The sequence below is a fragment of the Paenibacillus faecis genome (assembly GCF_008084145.1).
Taxonomy (GTDB): domain Bacteria; phylum Bacillota; class Bacilli; order Paenibacillales; family Paenibacillaceae; genus Fontibacillus; species Fontibacillus faecis.
In genome coordinates, this window is the sequence record NZ_VSDO01000002.1 from 694,100 (window position 1) to 711,110 (window position 17,011).

Below are 17,011 nucleotides of genomic sequence, written 5' to 3' on the forward strand. Positions count from 1 at the left end.
AGGCATTACAGTAGAACCGGAAGGAAGAGAGCCATGAACTCCGAAAACGCCGCTCCGGCGGCTTACTGCCATGAGAATATCATCGAACTGGATCAGGTTTCCTTCGCTTACGGCGATCAGAAAGTCATTACCGATCTCAGTCTTGTCGTGAAAGAACGTGATTTCGTCGGCGTGATCGGTTCCAACGGAGCCGGCAAAACGACGCTTCTCCGGATGATGGTCGGCTTGCTGAAGCCGTCGCAAGGAGAGATCCGGCTGTTCGGGCAAAGCATCCGGCGGTTTCGGGATTGGGACCGCATCGGCTATGTGCCGCAGAAGAACGCCTTTAATCCGCTGTTTCCAGCAACGGTGCGGGAAGTGGTCATGTCGGGCTTGTACAGCAACAAGAAGCTGTTTAAGCGGGTCGGCAAGGAGGATCTTCAGAAATGCAGTGAAGCCCTGGAAGTCATGCGAATCGCGGACATTGCCGGCAAGCGGATCGGTCAATTGTCGGGAGGTCAGCAGCAGCGGGTGTTCCTCGCCCGGGCGCTGATCAATCAGCCCGATCTGCTCGTGTTGGATGAGCCTACGGTCGGGATCGACGCGCAAACCCAGGCCGATTTTTTTGAATTGATTTTTCATATGCATCGCCACCACCACATGACATTCCTGATGGTGTCCCATGATATGGAAATGATTGAAAGTTACTTGGGTAAAGAACCGCGCGACCGCTGCGGCGGCATTAAATTTTACGTGCGCCATTCGCATGAACAGGACTGCACCATCCCCGGGATGCAGCATTCGTTGGTCTAGTCTGCATGCTCGGGAAGCGATAGGAGATGTGACATTTGGAGATTTTAACTGCGGATTTTTTTCAAAGAGCGCTGACAGGCGGGCTGCTGATCGGGCTGACGGCTCCCCTGATCGGCATTTTTCTTGTTTTACGGCGGCTTTCGATGATCGGGGATACGCTGGCCCATGTGACGATTGCGGGGGTGGCTCTGGGGCTTCTGGTCAATGTCTATCCGATCGGCGTCGGGCTGGCTTTTGCCGTCGCGGCCTCGTTTGCGATCGAGAAGCTGCGCAAGGCCTATAAAGGATATGCCGAGTTGTCCATCGCCGTCATCATGGCGGGGGGCGTGGCGCTGGCTTCCCTGTTCTTCACGCTGGGAATGGGTTACAATACGGATGTAATGAGTTATTTGTTCGGCAGTATATATACGTTGGACACTACCGATCTGTATGTGGTCGGTGCGGTCACCCTCGTTGTCGTCACGGTGGTGTCGATCTTCTTTAAAGAGATGTTCTTGCTGACGTTCGAAGAGGATGCAGCATCGGTCAGCGGGTTGCCCGTCAAGCTGCTGAACATGCTGATTACCGTTATGACGGCACTGGTCATCAGTACCGCGATCAAAATCGTCGGCGCCCTGCTCGTATCGGCGCTGCTCACGATTCCGGCGGCCTGCAGCCTGCTGATTGCCAGAAGCTTTAAGTCCTCGGTGATCTTCTCCGTCGCTATCGCCGAGATCGCCGTGGTCGCCGGCCTGGTTACCGCGGGGGTATGGAACCTGGCCCCCGGCGCTACGATCGTTTTGCTGCTGATCGCCATGCTGATTTTAACATTGATCGGGAAAAAAGGATTTTCCGCATAGACATGGAAGGATGGGTGTTATGGCCGACATGAATCTTTGGGTTGCTTTCGGGGCGGGGGTGGCGTCCTTCATTTCTCCATGCTGCCTTCCGTTATACCCGTCCTATTTGTCGTATATTACCGGTCTGTCGGTGCAGACGCTAAAGACTGAACAGAACAAACGGGAAGTCCGGTTCCGCACCATGACGCATACGCTGGCCTTCATTTTGGGGTTTTCCGCGGTATTTTATACGCTCGGATTCGGCGCGGGACTGTTCGGCGAGGTTTTTAACAACAACCGGGATTTGATCCGCCAATTGTCGGCGATATTAATCATCCTGATGGGACTATTCCTGCTCGGCATCTTCCAGCCCCAGTTTTTGCTGCGCGAGCGGAAGATGAATTTGAAATTCAAGCCGACGGGCTACATCGGCTCCTTTATTTTCGGCATCGGCTTTTCGGCGGGCTGGTCCCCCTGCGTCGGTCCGATCCTCGCCGCGATTATCGCGCTTGCGGTAAGCGAGCCGGGGACCTGGCTCGGTCTCATCACCGCTTATTCGGCCGGGTTTGCACTGCCTTTCTTTGCCCTTGCTTTTTTCGTCGGCTCGACGAAGTGGATTGTCCGTTACTCGGCTGTTCTGATGAAGGTAGGAGGCGGAATTATGCTGCTGATGGGCATTTTGCTGTTTACGAACCGGATGGCGCAAATTACGATTTGGCTGCAGCAGATGACGCCGGAATGGTTGAAATTCTGAGCGAACCGCCTTTCCATGAGTATTAAATGCATGGTTCGCAGACTTGCCAACAGACAAGTTTTACATGTATCATTAAACAAGTAGCGGGATGTGCATGTGATGTCAGGTCCGCGTGAACTCATGGAAAAGAGGTAATACCAGATGCCAACGCCCAGTATGGAAGATTATTTGGAGCGTATCTACAAATTGATCGACGAGAAAGGATACGCCCGAGTTTCCGATATTGCGGAAGGGTTGGAGGTGCATCCTTCATCCGTCACCAAGATGATCCAGAAGCTGGATAAAGATGAATATTTAATTTACGAAAAGTATCGGGGCTTGGTTTTGACGAACAAGGGGAAGAAAGTAGGAAAACGGCTCGTTGACCGTCATGAGCTGCTTGAAGAATTCCTCGAAATGATCGGTGTCGATCAGGAGAATATATATAAAGATGTGGAAGGGATCGAGCATCATTTAAGTTGGGATTCCATCACCTGCATTGCCGGTCTGGTCGAATATTTTAAGCGGGAGAGCTCCAGGGCCGAGGATTTGCGCAAGGTTCAGCAGGAACTGCTGGGGGAATCTTAAGTCCGTCAAGAACGTATTAAGGATGCTTCGTCAAAAAGCGCGAACGCAGGGGGCGACCCCTCGCTGTTCGCGCTTTTTGTTTATGACCTGCGCGGTTTCCCGAAAAGTTTACGGGTTGTCCGCAACTCCGGAGGCCTTTGGTGCGTTTACATTAGGTAGAGTTGTTTAGGGATTTCAATAGTGGAGGTTGCAGATGAAATTTTTTCGGGTTTGGTTAGTGGCTTTATTGGTTTTTGTCTTGGTCTGGCCTGTTTCCGGAACGGGACGGGTGCAGGCGGCTTCGGACCGTGACATTCAAATCGTGATGGACGGAGAAGTTCTTCCGAGTGATTCGGCACCCTATGTGAAGCCGAAACTGAATGTGACGATGGTCCCGCTTCGGGTCATCAGCGAAGAGATGGGGGCCCGGGTCGACTGGTCTCCGTCAGTTCGTACCGCCACGATCGAGAAAGACGGCAACACGCTGGTGTTGACGATGGGCAGCAAGACCGCTGTAGTGAACGGGACAAACGTAGCGCTCGAGGTCTCCGTGGAGAGCAAGAACCTCAGGACGATGGTGCCGCTCCGCTTTGTCGGCGAGCAGCTCGGGCTTTCGGTCGATTGGGATCCGACCTCAAGAATTATTACGCTTACGTCGCCGGGCGGGGGGACCGGACAGCCGCCGGAGGCTACGCCGCCAACCGAGCCGCAGCAGCCGGACATCCCCGCACCCGCAAAGAGCGGTGAAATGCGCGGAGCCTGGATTTCAACCGTCTCGAACCTGGATTGGCCGAGCAAGGCTTCGTACGGGAAGGCCGACGAGCAAAAGGCCGAGTATACGAAGCTGCTTGACGAGCTGCAGGCGATGGGCATCAATGCGGTATTCGTTCAGGTTCGCCCTTCGGCGGATGCGCTCTACCGTTCCGAGCTTGTGCCCTGGTCGGGTTTTCTAACGGGCACGGTGGGGAAAGATCCGGGGTATGATCCGCTGCAGTTCATGATTGAGGAGACGCATCGCCGCGGCATGCAGTTCCATGCCTGGTTCAATCCGTTCCGCGCCAGCACGGGAAGCGATGCCAGCAAGCTGCCGGCCAACCACGTGGCGAAGCAGCATCCGGAATGGATCGTTAAGTTTGACGGCAAACTGTACATCAATCCGGGCATTCCGGAGGCCCGGGCGCATATCGTTGATGCGATCATGGAAGTGATTGAAACTTACGATATCGACGGCGTTCATCTTGACGACTACTTCTACCCTTCGGGTGAGTCGGCCAAGGCCAAGTTTAACGACGATGCTACTTACAAGAGCTATAACGCCAACAATATCGGCGATAAAGGGGACTGGCGCCGGGACAATGTGAACGATCTTGTCCGGGAGCTTGACCGCCAAATTCACGCGGTCAAACCGGGTGTGTCTTTCGGGATCAGCCCTTTCGGGGTGTGGCGAAATAAGGCGACCGACCCTACGGGATCGGATACTCGCGCCGGTATTACCGCTTATGACAGCACCTATGCCGACGTCCGCACCTGGATCAGGGAAGGGTGGATCGATTATGTGGCGCCGCAAATTTATTGGAGCCTGACCCGCAAAGAAGCCCGCTACGATATTATCGCAAATTGGTGGGCTGCGGAAGTAAGAGGCACTGGCGTGAAATTATACATCGGACACGCGCCTTACAAGATCGGTACCCCGGAGATCGGCTGGAATACCGCTCAGGAGATTATCGATCAACTGGATTATAACCGGACGATTCCGGAAGTAAACGGCAGTATTTTCTTCAGTGCCAAGGATTTGCGAAAAAATCCGCTCGGACTTATTCCTTTGCTTCAATCCTATTACGGCAACAAATAAGCATATGGACAACCCTCATCCTCATACATAAGCATAAGACTTGTGTAGGGGATGGGGGTTTTCTTATGCTTATGAACGGCGTTTTCGAGGGTGGAGGAGTTAAGGGCATTTCCCTGGCCGGTGCGGTTAGGGCGGCGGAAGAGCATGGGTGGCGATTTCATCGGGTTGCCGGCACGTCTTCGGGCTCCATCGTCGCTTCGATGTTGGCGGCCGGTTACGATGGGCAGGAGATGCGGGAGATTATTCTGGAAACTTCATTCACCCGGTTTTTGCGCAGAGCTCCGATCTTTAATACCGCGTTGATCGGTCCGGCTCTGCGCGTCCTTTTAAAGAAGGGGCTATATTCCGGAGAGGCGCTGGAGGAATGGATCCGCAAAATACTGTTGGACAAAGGCGTCAAAACCTTTGGCGATCTGGAGGACAATAAATTGAAAATTATCGCTTCGGATATCACCAGCGGAAAAATCATGGTGCTTCCGGACGATTTGGTGAAAATCGGATTTCGTCCCGAGTCGTTTGAGGTGGCCAAGGCCGTAAGGATGAGCTGCAGCATCCCGTACTTTTTTGACCCGGTCCTGCTCCGTCTGCCCCCCAAATTGTCGAAAGGCAAAAGGTTTCCCGACCAGTTCCTCCACATTGTGGACGGAGGGCTGCTCAGCAATTTTCCATTATGGTTATTCGACCAGGTTCCGTCCGCTCCGAAGAAGGACAAGATGATCCCGACGGTGGGATTCCAGATGGTCGGCAAAAACAGCAACCAACCCCATGTGATCCGCGGCCCGTTCTCCATGCTCCAGGCTTTGGTGGAAACGATGCTATCTGCCCACGACGAACGGTACATTGAACAAGAAAACCGCTATCGGACGGTTAAAATCCCCACGCTTGGCATCTCGACCACGCAATTTGATATCGGAAAAGAAGAGAGCCTGCTGCTCTATGAATCCGGGCTTCGGGCCGGAAATCGCTTCTTCGGGGACTGGAATGCCCAGTATTACGAAGAGCAGTTCATAAAGTATCAGCAGGCTCGTGTCAATTAATGATATTTCGGTAAATCGTCGTCGTTTTTTCCCTTTTGGCCTTCTATGACCTGAAACGGGTAAGACTTGCGCTTCCCTCCGGCCTGACGGCGTTCTCCGGCGACCTTGGCCATGGTCCGGGCCGAGGGCTTAACCTTGGGGGTAGATTTCCGGAATTGACGCGGCGGGAACTTATAGAGCAGGAATACGATGCCGACGACAATGAGCGGAATCAACAGACCGCCAAGGTCCAATCTTCCTCTTCCAAACAGTCCATCTAAAATGCTGAAGGCGGCTAAGGCGATAACGATCCAGAATAGAATGGCCTGTTTTTTCATGCTCTCATCATCCTTTCACGGGATCCAAGGAAGAACGGCCGATATCGGGTTCGATCGCTGAGGATTGCTCCAGTCGGGCATCCAGCTCGCGCATCCGGTTAAAGGAAGCGATGGAGACTTCGACCTGATCGTCGGTCGGTTCTTTAGTGGTTAACAATTGAAGCCAGAGTCCGGGATAACCGAGAAACCGGAGTACCGGGATGTCCCGGACCGCATTCGTAAACCGGAGCATTTCGAACGAAATGCCGATGACCAGCGGCAGTAACAGGATGCGAATATATACGCGCTCCCATATGGAATCCCAACTGAAAATCGGAAGGGAGTAAATGATGACGCCGACAATCACCGTCAAGATGATGAAGCTGCTGCCGCAGCGGTAGTGCAGGCGGCTGTATTTCTGCACGTTTTGCGGCGTAAGTTCTTCGCCGGCTTCATAGGCGCTGATCACCTTGTGTTCCGCCCCATGGTATTGAAAAAGGCGCTTGATGACAGGCGTTTGCGAGATGATCCACAGGTACGCCAGAAGGAAGACGATTTTGATGACTCCTTCAATCAGGGTATGCAAAGTCTGATTCTCAAATGCATGCTGAAAAATGAACTGTTCGACTACCGCAGGTACGGCCGTGAAAATCAGCTTTCCGACTATAAAAGAAAGCACGCCTACCACCGCCACCCCCAAAATCATGGACAGGGAGAAGGAGGATTCTTCCTTTTCTTTTTGCTTGGCGCGTTCCTCCTGTGAAAGTTCGTCATCGGCCATCGCCTCGGCCGAATAATTTAAATGCTTGGACCCTTTGGCGCTGGAATCGATGATGCTGACCAGACCGCGGACAAGCGGAATTTTACGCAGTTTTCTCACCCAGGCTTTATCCTGTTTGGGCACTTCCAAAAAGGTGATCTCTCCGTTTTTGCGGCGAACTGCAGTGACATTGACATGTTTTCCGCCGAACATGACGCCTTCCATAACGGCTTGGCCGCCATAGATCGTGGGTGTGGATTGCTGAGGCAACTATTTCACCTTCCTAGAATCGATTTAATAGAAATGAGGGTTTCATAAACACATTGTATCGAACTTCTAATGTAAATTCTAGTTTGATTAGTCTTTTTTGAATTGCGCATACTAATGGCAACCATACAAGGTATCTGGAAAAGGGGAAGTGTGCAAATGATCCAACATATGTTCAGACGAAAGAAGAAGACGAATATCTGGCTTTTTTCCCTACAGCTCGGCTTTTTTGCGGGACTGATCTGGGGCGCGGTCAGAGGCTTGTTTTATTATATGAAGTTTACGGGGATCGTCCCCGGATTTTTAATGGAACCGTTTTTTAAACATGCTTATCTAAAAACGCTGCCGGGGTATTATGCGGGATGGCTGTCTTTTATCCTGTTCTCTCTCGTCGCTTCCGTAATTTATGTGGTGGCGTTCCGGAAATTAAAGGGACCTTGGCCCGGACTGGTCTATGGTGTGGCCTGGTGGCTGGTTTTGTTTTTTGCATTGGGGCCGTTCACAAAAATGACCCGACCGGCCACCGAGTATTCGTTCGATACGCTGTTCAGCGAATTTTGCGTATTTTTGCTGTGGGGCATGTTCATCGGTTACACCACGGCCGAAGAGTATACGAATGAAAGGGTTCGGGAGCCGAAGAAGGTACTGCAATAGGGACAAAATGCTTCTCAATATCCGTTTGTCTATGGTAAAATAACTTTTGGTTATTTTTACAGGGGAGGTTCTGAAATTCGGACACAGCCGTTCTGATGAACCTTGAACCAGGAAGGGTGAGCCATATGTATCGCATCCTTGTGATAAACGGCCCGAATCTGAATATGCTGGGAATCCGCGAGCCCGGAATATACGGCTCCGAAAGCCTGAAGGATATCGAGGCCAGGTTGAACGAACTGGCGGGGAATGAAGATATCGCGCTTTCTTTTTTTCAATCCAATCATGAAGGCGCATTGATCGATCAAATTCATGAGGCGTACGGTTCCTTCGACGGCATTTTGATTAACCCGGGGGCTCTCACCCATTACAGTTACGCGCTCCGAGACGCGCTGTCCGCGGTTAACCTCCCTGCGGTGGAAGTGCATTTATCCAACATCCATACCCGCGAATCCTTTCGCCATCATTCGGTGATCGCTCCGGTAGCGGTGGGACAAATTGCGGGGTTCGGTTCTTACGGATATGAGTTGGGGCTGGCGGCGCTAAAACGTCACCTGCAGAAGCTTCAATAAATGCGACCTCGTGGCACAGTGAAGCGAAGTTAACAAGGAAGTTAACAAGTAAGGAGAGTTAAATATGGGGAATACACGTGTAGAGGGCTTGCGCAAAGTTATGGAGCGGGAGCAGCTCGAGGCATTATGGATTACGAACGCTGTGAACCGCCGCTATTTGACGGGATTTACGGGCAGCTCGGGATATGTTCTCGTTACCCGGCAGAAGGCCTTCCTGCTGACGGATTTCCGCTATACGACACAGGCGGCCGAGCAGGCGCCCGGGTTTGAAATTGTGCAACATGGCCCTTCCGTTGCGGACAGTCTGAAAGAGCTTCTTTCGGGAGAAGGGATTAAAGAGCTCGGTTTTGAGGAAGCGAGCATGGTATTCTCCACTTACCGTGCGCTGGAACGGGATCTTCACCCGGTGAAGCTTGTACCTGTCGGCGGACTGGTGGAGGAGCTGCGGCTGTACAAGGATGACGGCGAACTGGAATTAATGAAACAGGCCGCCGATTTGGCCGACCGCACCTACCTGCACATGCTGGAAGTGCTTAAGCCGGGAGTAACGGAATGGGACATGGCGTTGGAACTGGAGACGTTCATGCGCAAGCACGGCGCTGCCGGAACTTCTTTTGACACCATCGTCGCGTCCGGCGAGCGCTCCGCGCTGCCGCACGGTGTGGCCAGCAGCCGTGTGATCCAACGAAACGAATTCGTTACTATGGATTTCGGCGCTTATATGAACGGTTATTGCTCGGATATAACCCGCACGGTTTTCATCGGAGAGCCTACGCCGAAACACCGGGAGATTTACGATATCGTTCTGGAGGCTCAACTGCATACGCTTGAGTTTCTCCGGCCGGGCATGACAGGCCGCGAAGCGGACGCCCTCGCCCGCGATATCATTACCCGGTACGGCTACGGAGAGCAGTTTGGCCACAGTACGGGCCATGGTCTCGGTCTGGAGGTTCATGAGGAGCCTCGCGTCTCCAAACTAAGCGACACCGTTCTGAAACCGGGGATGGTCGTCACGGTCGAGCCGGGAATCTACATCCCTGGTTTCGGCGGGGTGCGGATTGAAGACGACGTGGTCATTACGGAGAACGGGGCCAAGCGTTTGACGGAATCGACCAAAGAATTTATGATGTTAGGGTAATTCGTCGAACGGCGGGTTTTGCACGGGGTAATTTTTAATTAACAATAAATAGTTTAACCCACTTGAGGAGGTTCTTTTGTGATTTCAGTAAACGATTTTAAGACAGGCTTGACCGTCGAAGTGGACGGAGATATTTTTACGGTGCTGGATTTCCAGCATGTTAAACCGGGGAAAGGCGCGGCTTTCGTCCGCTCCAAATTGAAAAACCTCCGCAACGGGAACACGGTGGAGAAGACGTTCCGCGCCGGTGAAACGATCGGCCGGGCGATGATCGAGAACCGCGACGTTCAATATCTGTATGCGAGCGGCCAGGATCACGTGTTTATGGACAATGAAACTTACGATCAATTCAGCTTGTCCGAGGACCAATTGAAATGGGAGCTTAATTTCCTGAAAGAAAATATGAACGTAAAAATCGTCAGCTACCAAGGCGAAATTCTTGGCATTAACCTGCCGAACAGCGTTGAGCTTCGCGTCGTGGAAACCGAGCCGGGGATCAAAGGCAACACGGCAACGGGCGCCACAAAGAACGCCAAGGTCGAAACCGGCCTTAACGTACAAGTCCCCTTGTTTATCAATGAAGACGATATTTTGCTGATCGATACCCGCGAAGGCAAATACATCTCCCGGGCCTAAGACTACAGCGCATTTGGGTTTTAACGATATCCTCCACCCATACACGGGTGGAGGAATTTTTATAAGTAAACATTTTTAAGGGAAGCGCGTCGGCAGATGTTTTTCTTTGAATGTCGGCAAAAGCATTGACTTCCTTCCGGTCTTTCGTATTATACTGGTTTAAAGCGTTAGTGATAGAAAAATGGCAATAGTACTTCCACAGGCAAACTTGTTGGATAGGATTGCGTACATTAGGGAGGGTCCGACTTGGCTTTATATGTAATGAAATTCGGAGGCAGCTCCGTGGGGGATACGGAGCGCATGCAGCGCGTAGCCCGGCGCGTCGTGGAGAAACAGGATGAAGGACACCGGGTTATGGTTGTCGTTTCCGCCATGGGCGATACGACCGACGATCTGATCGATCAGGCGAAGCTGCTGGGCAGCGAACTGCCGGCTCGCGAGATGGATATGCTGATGACGACCGGGGAGCAAATTTCCATCGCCCTGCTATCGATTGCGATACAACAGCTGGGAAGAAAAGCGATTTCCTTCACCGGTTGGCAAGCCGGGTTCCGGACGGAAGCCGTACACGGCAAGGCCCGGATCACGGGGATCCATCCCGAGCGCGTGACACAGGCTCTGGAGGAAGGATATATCGTCGTCGTAGCCGGCTTCCAAGGCATGACGGAGGACGGCGAGATTACCACGTTCGGGCGCGGGGGCTCGGATACGACGGCCGTAGCGCTGGCCGCCGCCACTTCCGCCGATGTCTGCGAAATCTATACGGACGTGGATGGCGTGTATTCGACCGATCCGCGGATCGTCAAGAACGCTCGCAAGCTGGAGGAAATTTCTTATGACGAAATGCTGGAGCTGGCGAATTTGGGAGCGGCCGTATTGCATCCGCGCGCGGTGGAATATGCGAAGCATAATCAGGTTCGCCTCGTCGTCCGGTCCAGCTTTAACCATAATGAAGGCACAGTTGTCAAGGAGGATGTCAAGATGGAGCAAGGTGTAGTAGTCAGCGGAATCGCTTATGACAAAAATGTGGCACGCATCAGTATTTTGGGCGTTTCCCATGTACCGGGCGTACTGGCGAAAGTGTTCGGTTCGCTGGCGGAAGCCAAAATCGACGTAGATATCATCGTTCAGAGCGGCGTTCAGGACGGGAAAGCGGACTTCAGCTTTACGGTCGCTCTTTCCGACCGGGAGAAAGCCCTTGGCGTCCTGGAAGGGATTCGGAGCGAGCTTCCCTACGAGGAGGTGACTTCGGAAGTCGATCTCGTAAAAGTATCGATCGTCGGGGCGGGTATGGTCAGCCATCCGGGCGTCGCCGCCAAAATGTTTGACGTCATCTCCAAAGAAGGCGTGAACATCAAAATGGTCAGCACTTCGGAAATCAAAGTCTCTTGTGTGATCGAAGCGGGCAAGCTGAACGAAGTCGTCAAGGCGCTTCACACCGCATACGGGCTTGATACGGACAGCCAGGTTTTTGTGGGCGGGCCGAAAGACCGCCGTTAAGCTTTCAAGAAGCAGTGAGAATACTTTTAAGTCAGGGTCGCCCTATTAAAGGCGATCCTCTTTTCGATAGGTTTTGAACCGTCCAGCAATTTGGGCGGTTCTTTTTTTTCTAAAATGACCGGCTTCCGCATATCGATAAATGAGCACATTGGACAAGAAGGAGGACCTTATGCTTGATAAATTTGTTACGGGAATGGCGACGCTGCGGATTATATCCGGAACGATTGAAATTTTGGCGGCGTTGTTGATGCTGAAGCTGGGAAGGGTCGATAAAGCGCTGGCCGTTAACTCGGCGCTCGCCTTTGTGGGGCCGATGATTCTGATCGTGACCACGTCCATCGGGCTGGCCGGCATGGCGGATAAACTCTCCTGGGGGAAAATGCTTTGGATCGGCTGCGGGGTTACGTGTCTCTTAATCGGCATTTTGAAGAAATGATAGATTTCCCGTCATAAAGACGGAGTACAGGCATAAATATGAGATATACCACGAGGGAAAAGACATGCATTACCCATATTAGCAAGAAAGATTTGGGGGTACGCCTATGGATCATAGCCAGAGCTGGCTAAACGTATTTCCCGACCACCTCCGCTCCCTGTTGGCCAAGCTTCCGCCCGCCCTATTCGCGGCGCTTGAAGAGGTGCGGATCCGGGAGGGGCGTCCGCTTGAAGTGAATGCCGGCGGGCACTACTACTTTTTGACTCCCGAAGGAGGTTTGACCCGTCAGCCGGCGGAGGCCTATATCCCCGGAAAGCCGGAGGGGAACCGTCTGCTCGATCTCATCACGAACCACTCGCTTTATACGATGGAGGAGGAGCTGCGCAAAGGCTTTATTACGATCGCCGGCGGACACCGGATCGGACTGGCCGGGAGAACCGTATTGAGCGGAGGAAAGGTGGAGCATCTGCGTGATATCAGCGGCTTTAACGTGCGGATTGCCAGAGAGATTCGCGGAATCGCCGACAGCTTGCTTCCGCATCTGCTGGATTTCAAACAGCACAGCATTCTGCACACGCTGATTTTGTCTCCGCCCCAGCAGGGAAAAACGACGTTGATCCGAGATTTGGCCCGTCAAATCAGCGCGGGTACCTGGAGACACCCGGAAGCGAAATGGCCCGGATTGAAAGTCGCCGTCATTGACGAAAGATCGGAGATCGCGGGCAGCAAGCGCGGAGTGCCCAGCTTCGATATCGGGCCGCGCACGGATGTGATGGACGGGTGCCCGAAAGCAGAAGGCATCATGATGATGATCCGCTCGATGTCTCCGGATGTGCTGATCGTCGACGAGATCGGGAGGCCGGAGGATGCGGAAGCGCTGGCCGAAGCGCTTCATGCCGGGGTGCGCGTCATCGCCACGGCGCATGGTTCCGGCGTGGAGGATATGCCTTCCCGCCCGGCGTTGTCCAAGCTCTCGGAAACCTCTTTCTTTCAAGTGTACGCCGTGCTGAACCGGACGGAGAAAGGCACCTCTTTCCGGCTATGGGACGGGAAGCGGAGAAGGGTACAGGAAGCCGGCTGGAAGGGCAGGGACGAGCATGCTTAAGATGCTTGGGGCGGTTCTGATCATCACGGCGGCGACGCTGGCCGGTTGGATTCAGGCCAAGCAGTACGCCAGCCGGCCGAACCAGATTCGCAAGCTGATCCTGGCGCTAAGGCGGCTGCAGACGGAAATCATGTACGGCTTTACGCCGCTCCCGGATGCGCTGGAGCGCATCGGCGGACAGAGCGGGGAGCCGATCCGTTCGATCTTTCGGAGCGCGGCGGAGTCGATGAAGCCGGGCGGCAACCGGACGGCCCAGGAAAGTCTGCATGCGGCAGTGGAATCGGGCTGGAAGCACACCGCCATGAAGGCCGCCGAGAAGGACGTGCTGCTCCAGCTGAGCTATACCCTGGGGACAAGCGACCGGAACGACCAGCTTGGTCACCTCGAGACCGCCGTACGCCAATTGGAGAGCGAGGAAGCCGTGGCGCGGGAGGATCAGGCCCGATATGAAAAAATGTTCAAGAGCCTGGGATTGCTGTGCGGAGCGTTCATCGTCATTTTATTCTATTGAATCCCTTACCCCTCCCTACTCCTGTTTCGCCTGTGAATACGATAGCGAGGTGCCAAGTCAATGAACATAGAAGTGAACGCCATATTTCAAATCGCGGGCATCGGGATCATCATCGCCATGATCCACACGGTGTTGAAGCAGATGGGCAAGGAAGACATGGCCCACTGGGTGACGCTGATCGGCTTCGTCGTCGTGCTGTTTATGGTGATCCGGCTGCTGGACAGTTTGTTTCAGGAAATCAAATCGATTTTTCTCTTCCAGTAGGTGATCCTTAACGTGGAAATCATTCAAGTTGTAGGCCTCGGACTCGTGGCGACGATATTGATCCTGGTCATTAAGGAGCAAAAACCGCTATTCGCCTTTTTAATCGCCGCAAGTACCGGTATATATATCTTTTTGTTCCTGATCGGCAAGATCGGCGGGATTATCGAAGTCCTGGAAGATCTGGCCGAGTCGTCCGGCGTACAGATGATCTATTTAAAAACGATTTTGAAAATTATCGGGATCGCCTACATCGCCGAATTCGGAGCGCAGATTGTCAGGGACGCGGGGCAGGAAAGCATCGCTTCCAAAATCGAGCTGGCGGGAAAAGTGATGATCATGGTCCTGGCGATCCCGATCATTACGATCATTATCGAGACCGTCATGAAATTGCTGCCGGCATGAGCAAAGGTGGGACAAGAATGAGAGCGCGGCACACCGATTGGCGGCTTAAAACTCTGTTTCTGATTGTTTTCGGGCTGATGCTTCTCAAGGTTCCCCTCCCCGTCCTGGCTGCGGAAGAAGGTCCCGCCGGAGACTGGGTACAGCGGCAGGCGGAAGAGCTGCCGACGGATCAGGTGGAAACCTACTGGCAGAGCTTGATGAAGGAGTACGGCGGCTTTTTTCCGGACGGGCACATGCCCTCTTTCATGGATTTGCTGTTCTCCAAAGATCGGGATTTCTCCTTTAAATCGGCTTTGACGGGACTGCTCAAGTACATGTGGCACGAGGTGCTGTATAACGGCCACATTCTCGTTACAATCGTGCTGCTGGCGGTGTTCAGTATGATTCTGGAAACGCTGCAGACCGCTTTCGAACGGAATCAGGTGAGCAAGGTGGCCTATTCCATCTGTTACATGGTGATACTCGTGCTTGCCATCAACAGTTTTCATGTGGCTGTCACTTATGCGACGGAGGCCATCAACGGGATGATCGACTTTATGATGGCCATGGTTCCGCTATTGTTTACGCTGCTCGCTTCGATGGGAAACGTCGTCACCGTTTCGGTTACCCATCCGCTGGTCGTGTTCATGGTTCACGCCGTCGGGACGATGGTTCACACGCTCGTCTACCCGCTTCTGTTCTTTTCGGCGGTCCTGCACATCGTCAGCTCCTTGTCGGAGAAATACAAGCTGACCCAACTGGCCAATCTGCTCCGGACCGTAGGCATGGCGATCCTTGGCGTGCTGCTTACCGTGTTTCTGGGCGTCATCTCCGTAAAAGGCGTCACCGGATCGGTCGCCGACGGGGTGACCCTGCGGACGGCCAAGTATCTGACGGGCAATTTCGTACCGGTCGTAGGCAAAGTATTCGCGGACGCTACCGATACGGTGATATCGGCCTCACTGCTCGTTAAAAATTCCATCGGTCTCGTCGGAGTGATCATCCTGCTGTTTCTCTGCGCTTTTCCGGCGATCAAGATTTTGACACTGGCGCTGATCTTCAATTTATCCGCCGCGGTGATGCAGCCGCTTGGGGACTCGCCGATTACCGCCTGTCTGGAAACGATCGGGAAATCAATGCTGTATGTGTTTGCGGCGCTGGCCGCCGTCGGAATGATGTTCTTTCTGGCGATCACAATTATGCTGATGGCCGGGAACGTTACGGTCATGATGCGATAACGAATCGCCGGGTCAAGGGGGAGTTGACATGACGTTTATTGGGGAGTGGCTGAAGGAAATTATCCTGGTCGTTCTGATCGCCGTGTTTATCGAATTGCTCCTGCCGAACCGGGCGATGGAACGCTATGTGAAATTCGTGGTCAGCCTGCTCATCTTGTTGACTCTGCTGTCTCCGCTCATGCGCCTCTTTTCCACCGATGCTTCCGAAAAAATAGAATCGGCCTTCATGGATAATTGGGGCGGTTTGGAGGAGAGGGGAGCTCAAACGGCGACAGACTCCATATTGGCGCAGGGAGAACTGCTCAGGAAGCGGCGGGAAGCGGAAGCGCTACAGTGGGCGGGCGAGGAAGCGGCCCGGCAGATGAAGCGGCAGATTGAGCAGGAAACCGGCACTTCGGTGGAACGGGTGGTCGTTAACATCCGCGAAGGGAAGCCTTCCTCGGAAGGAAAGCCGGTTGGCGAGGCGGAAGGGCCTGTGATCCAAACCGTACAGGTGGTCATGAGAACGGGAGAAACGCCGGCCGTGGAGGCGGGACAAAAGAAACGGATTGCAGTGGAGCCGGTGGAAAAAGTCCGGGTGGACGACGTGGAGGTTTCCGCGAAGGCCGGTCCCGAGGAAGAGAGCGACGGCCGTGCAAGCGAGGTTATGGCCGATACCGAGGAGGTTAACCCCGACGTAACCAAGCGGATTGAAGCGCTGCTGCTTCGGGAGTGGGGGGTTCCGCGCGAATCGGTCACGGTTCGGAAAGGCGAGCAAGTATCTAGTTAGGGAGGTGAGTCGGATGCCGGGATGGTTGAAAAAACTGGAGCAGTGGATCGGCCAAGGGGGTGGAGAAAAAAAGAAAATCCAGACCTTCCGGTTGCTGTTGATCGTCGGTTTGGTGGGGGTGGCGATCATGCTGTTCAATTCTTTTGTCAACGTCAAGCGGGTGGAGCCCGGCGGAGAGGGGAGGGAGCCTCCGGTCATGCAGGGGGTGACGACCTCGGACGATGGCTTGATCTCCGGGGAGAATGACGGCCCCTTTGCCCGGATCGAGCAATCGCTGGAGAACAAAACGAAGGAAATCCTGGAAAAAATCGTGGGTGTAGGTGCGGTGGACGTCCTGGTAACGATCGATTCCACGGAGGAAACCATTGTACAGCGCAACATGAAGGATACGCAGGAACTGACCGAAGAGACCGATGCCGACGGAGGGAAACGGAGTATCACCCAGTATTCGCGCGACGGGCAAATTGTGACTTATGAAGCGTCGGGGAAGGAACAGCCGATCATTACGAAAAAAATCAAGCCGAAGGTCCGCGGCGTGCTGATCGTCGCCAGAGGGGCCGAAAACAAAACGGTCAAGGGATTGATTGTCGATGCGGTGGAGAAGGGACTGAATGTTCCGGCTTACCGGATTTCGGTGGTACCGCGGAAGCAATCGCAATAAAAACAATTTAGATTTAGGAGGAATTTA

21 protein-coding genes are annotated in these 17,011 nt (G+C 53.6%); 19 read left to right on the top strand and 2 right to left on the bottom strand.

The window, feature by feature from the left end:
• The first annotated feature begins 33 nt into the window (after positions 1 to 33).
• The 6 genes from FRY98_RS10965 to FRY98_RS10990 all read left to right on the top strand — a co-directional run bounded on the left by FRY98_RS10965 (position 34) and on the right by FRY98_RS10990 (position 5,799).
• Positions 34 to 792, top strand: coding sequence for a metal ABC transporter ATP-binding protein (locus FRY98_RS10965; protein WP_148451782.1), 759 nt, complete (start codon positions 34 to 36; stop codon positions 790 to 792).
• A 35-nt stretch (positions 793 to 827) separates the two neighbouring features.
• Positions 828 to 1,631 carry a metal ABC transporter permease gene (locus tag FRY98_RS10970; protein ID WP_148451783.1) on the top strand — a complete coding sequence of 268 codons (804 nt, stop codon included), beginning with the start codon at positions 828 to 830 and terminating at the stop codon, positions 1,629 to 1,631.
• A 19-nt stretch (positions 1,632 to 1,650) separates the two neighbouring features.
• Entirely contained in the window at positions 1,651 to 2,364 is a 714-nt protein-coding gene (locus FRY98_RS10975; protein ID WP_148451784.1) for a cytochrome c biogenesis CcdA family protein, read from the top strand.
• 141 nt (positions 2,365 to 2,505) lie between these two features.
• Positions 2,506 to 2,931 carry a transcriptional regulator MntR gene (gene mntR / locus FRY98_RS10980; RefSeq protein ID WP_148451785.1) on the top strand — a complete coding sequence of 142 codons (426 nt, stop codon included), beginning with the start codon at positions 2,506 to 2,508 and terminating at the stop codon, positions 2,929 to 2,931.
• A gap of 193 nt (positions 2,932 to 3,124) precedes the next feature.
• Positions 3,125 to 4,762, top strand: a complete 1,638-nt coding sequence (locus tag FRY98_RS10985) for a family 10 glycosylhydrolase (RefSeq protein WP_148451786.1) — start codon at positions 3,125 to 3,127, stop codon at positions 4,760 to 4,762.
• Positions 4,763 to 4,827: 65 nt separating this feature from the next.
• Positions 4,828 to 5,799 (top strand): patatin-like phospholipase family protein, encoded by a 972-nt coding sequence (locus FRY98_RS10990; protein WP_148451787.1) that lies wholly within the window; start codon positions 4,828 to 4,830, stop codon positions 5,797 to 5,799.
• Here FRY98_RS10990 and FRY98_RS10995 read toward each other — a convergent pair.
• A complete protein-coding gene (locus FRY98_RS10995) occupies positions 5,796 to 6,116 on the bottom strand; it encodes a hypothetical protein (protein ID WP_148451788.1) in 321 nt (106 codons plus the stop codon). The two genes, FRY98_RS10990 and FRY98_RS10995, sit on opposite strands and share 4 nt — an antisense overlap.
• Before the next feature lie 7 nt (positions 6,117 to 6,123).
• Entirely contained in the window at positions 6,124 to 7,125 is a 1,002-nt protein-coding gene (locus FRY98_RS11000; RefSeq protein WP_148451789.1) for a DUF1385 domain-containing protein, read from the bottom strand.
• Between the two features lie 156 nt (positions 7,126 to 7,281).
• Here FRY98_RS11000 and FRY98_RS11005 point away from each other — a divergent pair, with 156 nt between their 5' ends.
• From FRY98_RS11005 to spoIIIAG, 13 genes are all read left to right on the top strand, one after another.
• A complete protein-coding gene (locus tag FRY98_RS11005; RefSeq protein WP_148451790.1) occupies positions 7,282 to 7,776 on the top strand; it encodes a YqhR family membrane protein in 495 nt (164 codons plus the stop codon).
• Between the two features lie 125 nt (positions 7,777 to 7,901).
• Positions 7,902 to 8,345, top strand: a complete 444-nt coding sequence (aroQ, locus tag FRY98_RS11010; protein ID WP_148451791.1) for a type II 3-dehydroquinate dehydratase — start codon at positions 7,902 to 7,904, stop codon at positions 8,343 to 8,345.
• Between the two features lie 64 nt (positions 8,346 to 8,409).
• The gene (locus tag FRY98_RS11015; RefSeq protein ID WP_148451792.1) at positions 8,410 to 9,483 is read left to right on the top strand and encodes a M24 family metallopeptidase; all 1,074 of its coding nucleotides are present in this window, start codon (positions 8,410 to 8,412) and stop codon (positions 9,481 to 9,483) included.
• 78 nt (positions 9,484 to 9,561) lie between these two features.
• Entirely contained in the window at positions 9,562 to 10,119 is a 558-nt protein-coding gene (gene efp / locus FRY98_RS11020; protein ID WP_148451793.1) for an elongation factor P, read from the top strand.
• A gap of 246 nt (positions 10,120 to 10,365) precedes the next feature.
• On the top strand, positions 10,366 to 11,619 hold the full coding sequence (locus FRY98_RS11025; RefSeq protein ID WP_148451794.1) for an aspartate kinase: 1,254 nt from the start codon (positions 10,366 to 10,368) through the stop codon (positions 11,617 to 11,619).
• 169 nt (positions 11,620 to 11,788) lie between these two features.
• Complete coding sequence (locus tag FRY98_RS11030) at positions 11,789 to 12,055, top strand: YqhV family protein (RefSeq protein ID WP_148451795.1); 267 nt, start codon at positions 11,789 to 11,791, stop codon at positions 12,053 to 12,055.
• 106 nt (positions 12,056 to 12,161) lie between these two features.
• Entirely contained in the window at positions 12,162 to 13,160 is a 999-nt protein-coding gene (gene spoIIIAA / locus FRY98_RS11035; RefSeq protein WP_148451796.1) for a stage III sporulation protein AA, read from the top strand.
• Positions 13,153 to 13,671: a stage III sporulation protein SpoIIIAB gene (spoIIIAB, locus tag FRY98_RS11040; RefSeq protein WP_148451797.1), complete on the top strand. Its 519-nt coding sequence runs from the start codon at positions 13,153 to 13,155 to the stop codon at positions 13,669 to 13,671. The genes spoIIIAA and spoIIIAB overlap by 8 nt, the downstream gene beginning before the upstream one ends.
• A gap of 60 nt (positions 13,672 to 13,731) precedes the next feature.
• Positions 13,732 to 13,935: a stage III sporulation protein AC gene (gene spoIIIAC, locus FRY98_RS11045; protein ID WP_009225775.1), complete on the top strand. Its 204-nt coding sequence runs from the start codon at positions 13,732 to 13,734 to the stop codon at positions 13,933 to 13,935.
• A gap of 12 nt (positions 13,936 to 13,947) precedes the next feature.
• Positions 13,948 to 14,337 (top strand): stage III sporulation protein AD, encoded by a 390-nt coding sequence (gene spoIIIAD / locus FRY98_RS11050; protein ID WP_148451798.1) that lies wholly within the window; start codon positions 13,948 to 13,950, stop codon positions 14,335 to 14,337.
• A 17-nt stretch (positions 14,338 to 14,354) separates the two neighbouring features.
• Positions 14,355 to 15,554, top strand: a complete 1,200-nt coding sequence (spoIIIAE, locus tag FRY98_RS11055; RefSeq protein ID WP_148451799.1) for a stage III sporulation protein AE — start codon at positions 14,355 to 14,357, stop codon at positions 15,552 to 15,554.
• Positions 15,555 to 15,582: 28 nt separating this feature from the next.
• Entirely contained in the window at positions 15,583 to 16,323 is a 741-nt protein-coding gene (gene spoIIIAF / locus FRY98_RS11060; protein ID WP_148451800.1) for a stage III sporulation protein AF, read from the top strand.
• Positions 16,324 to 16,336: 13 nt separating this feature from the next.
• The gene (spoIIIAG, locus tag FRY98_RS11065) at positions 16,337 to 16,984 is read left to right on the top strand and encodes a stage III sporulation protein AG (protein ID WP_148451801.1); all 648 of its coding nucleotides are present in this window, start codon (positions 16,337 to 16,339) and stop codon (positions 16,982 to 16,984) included.
• Positions 16,985 to 17,011 lie beyond the last annotated feature (27 nt).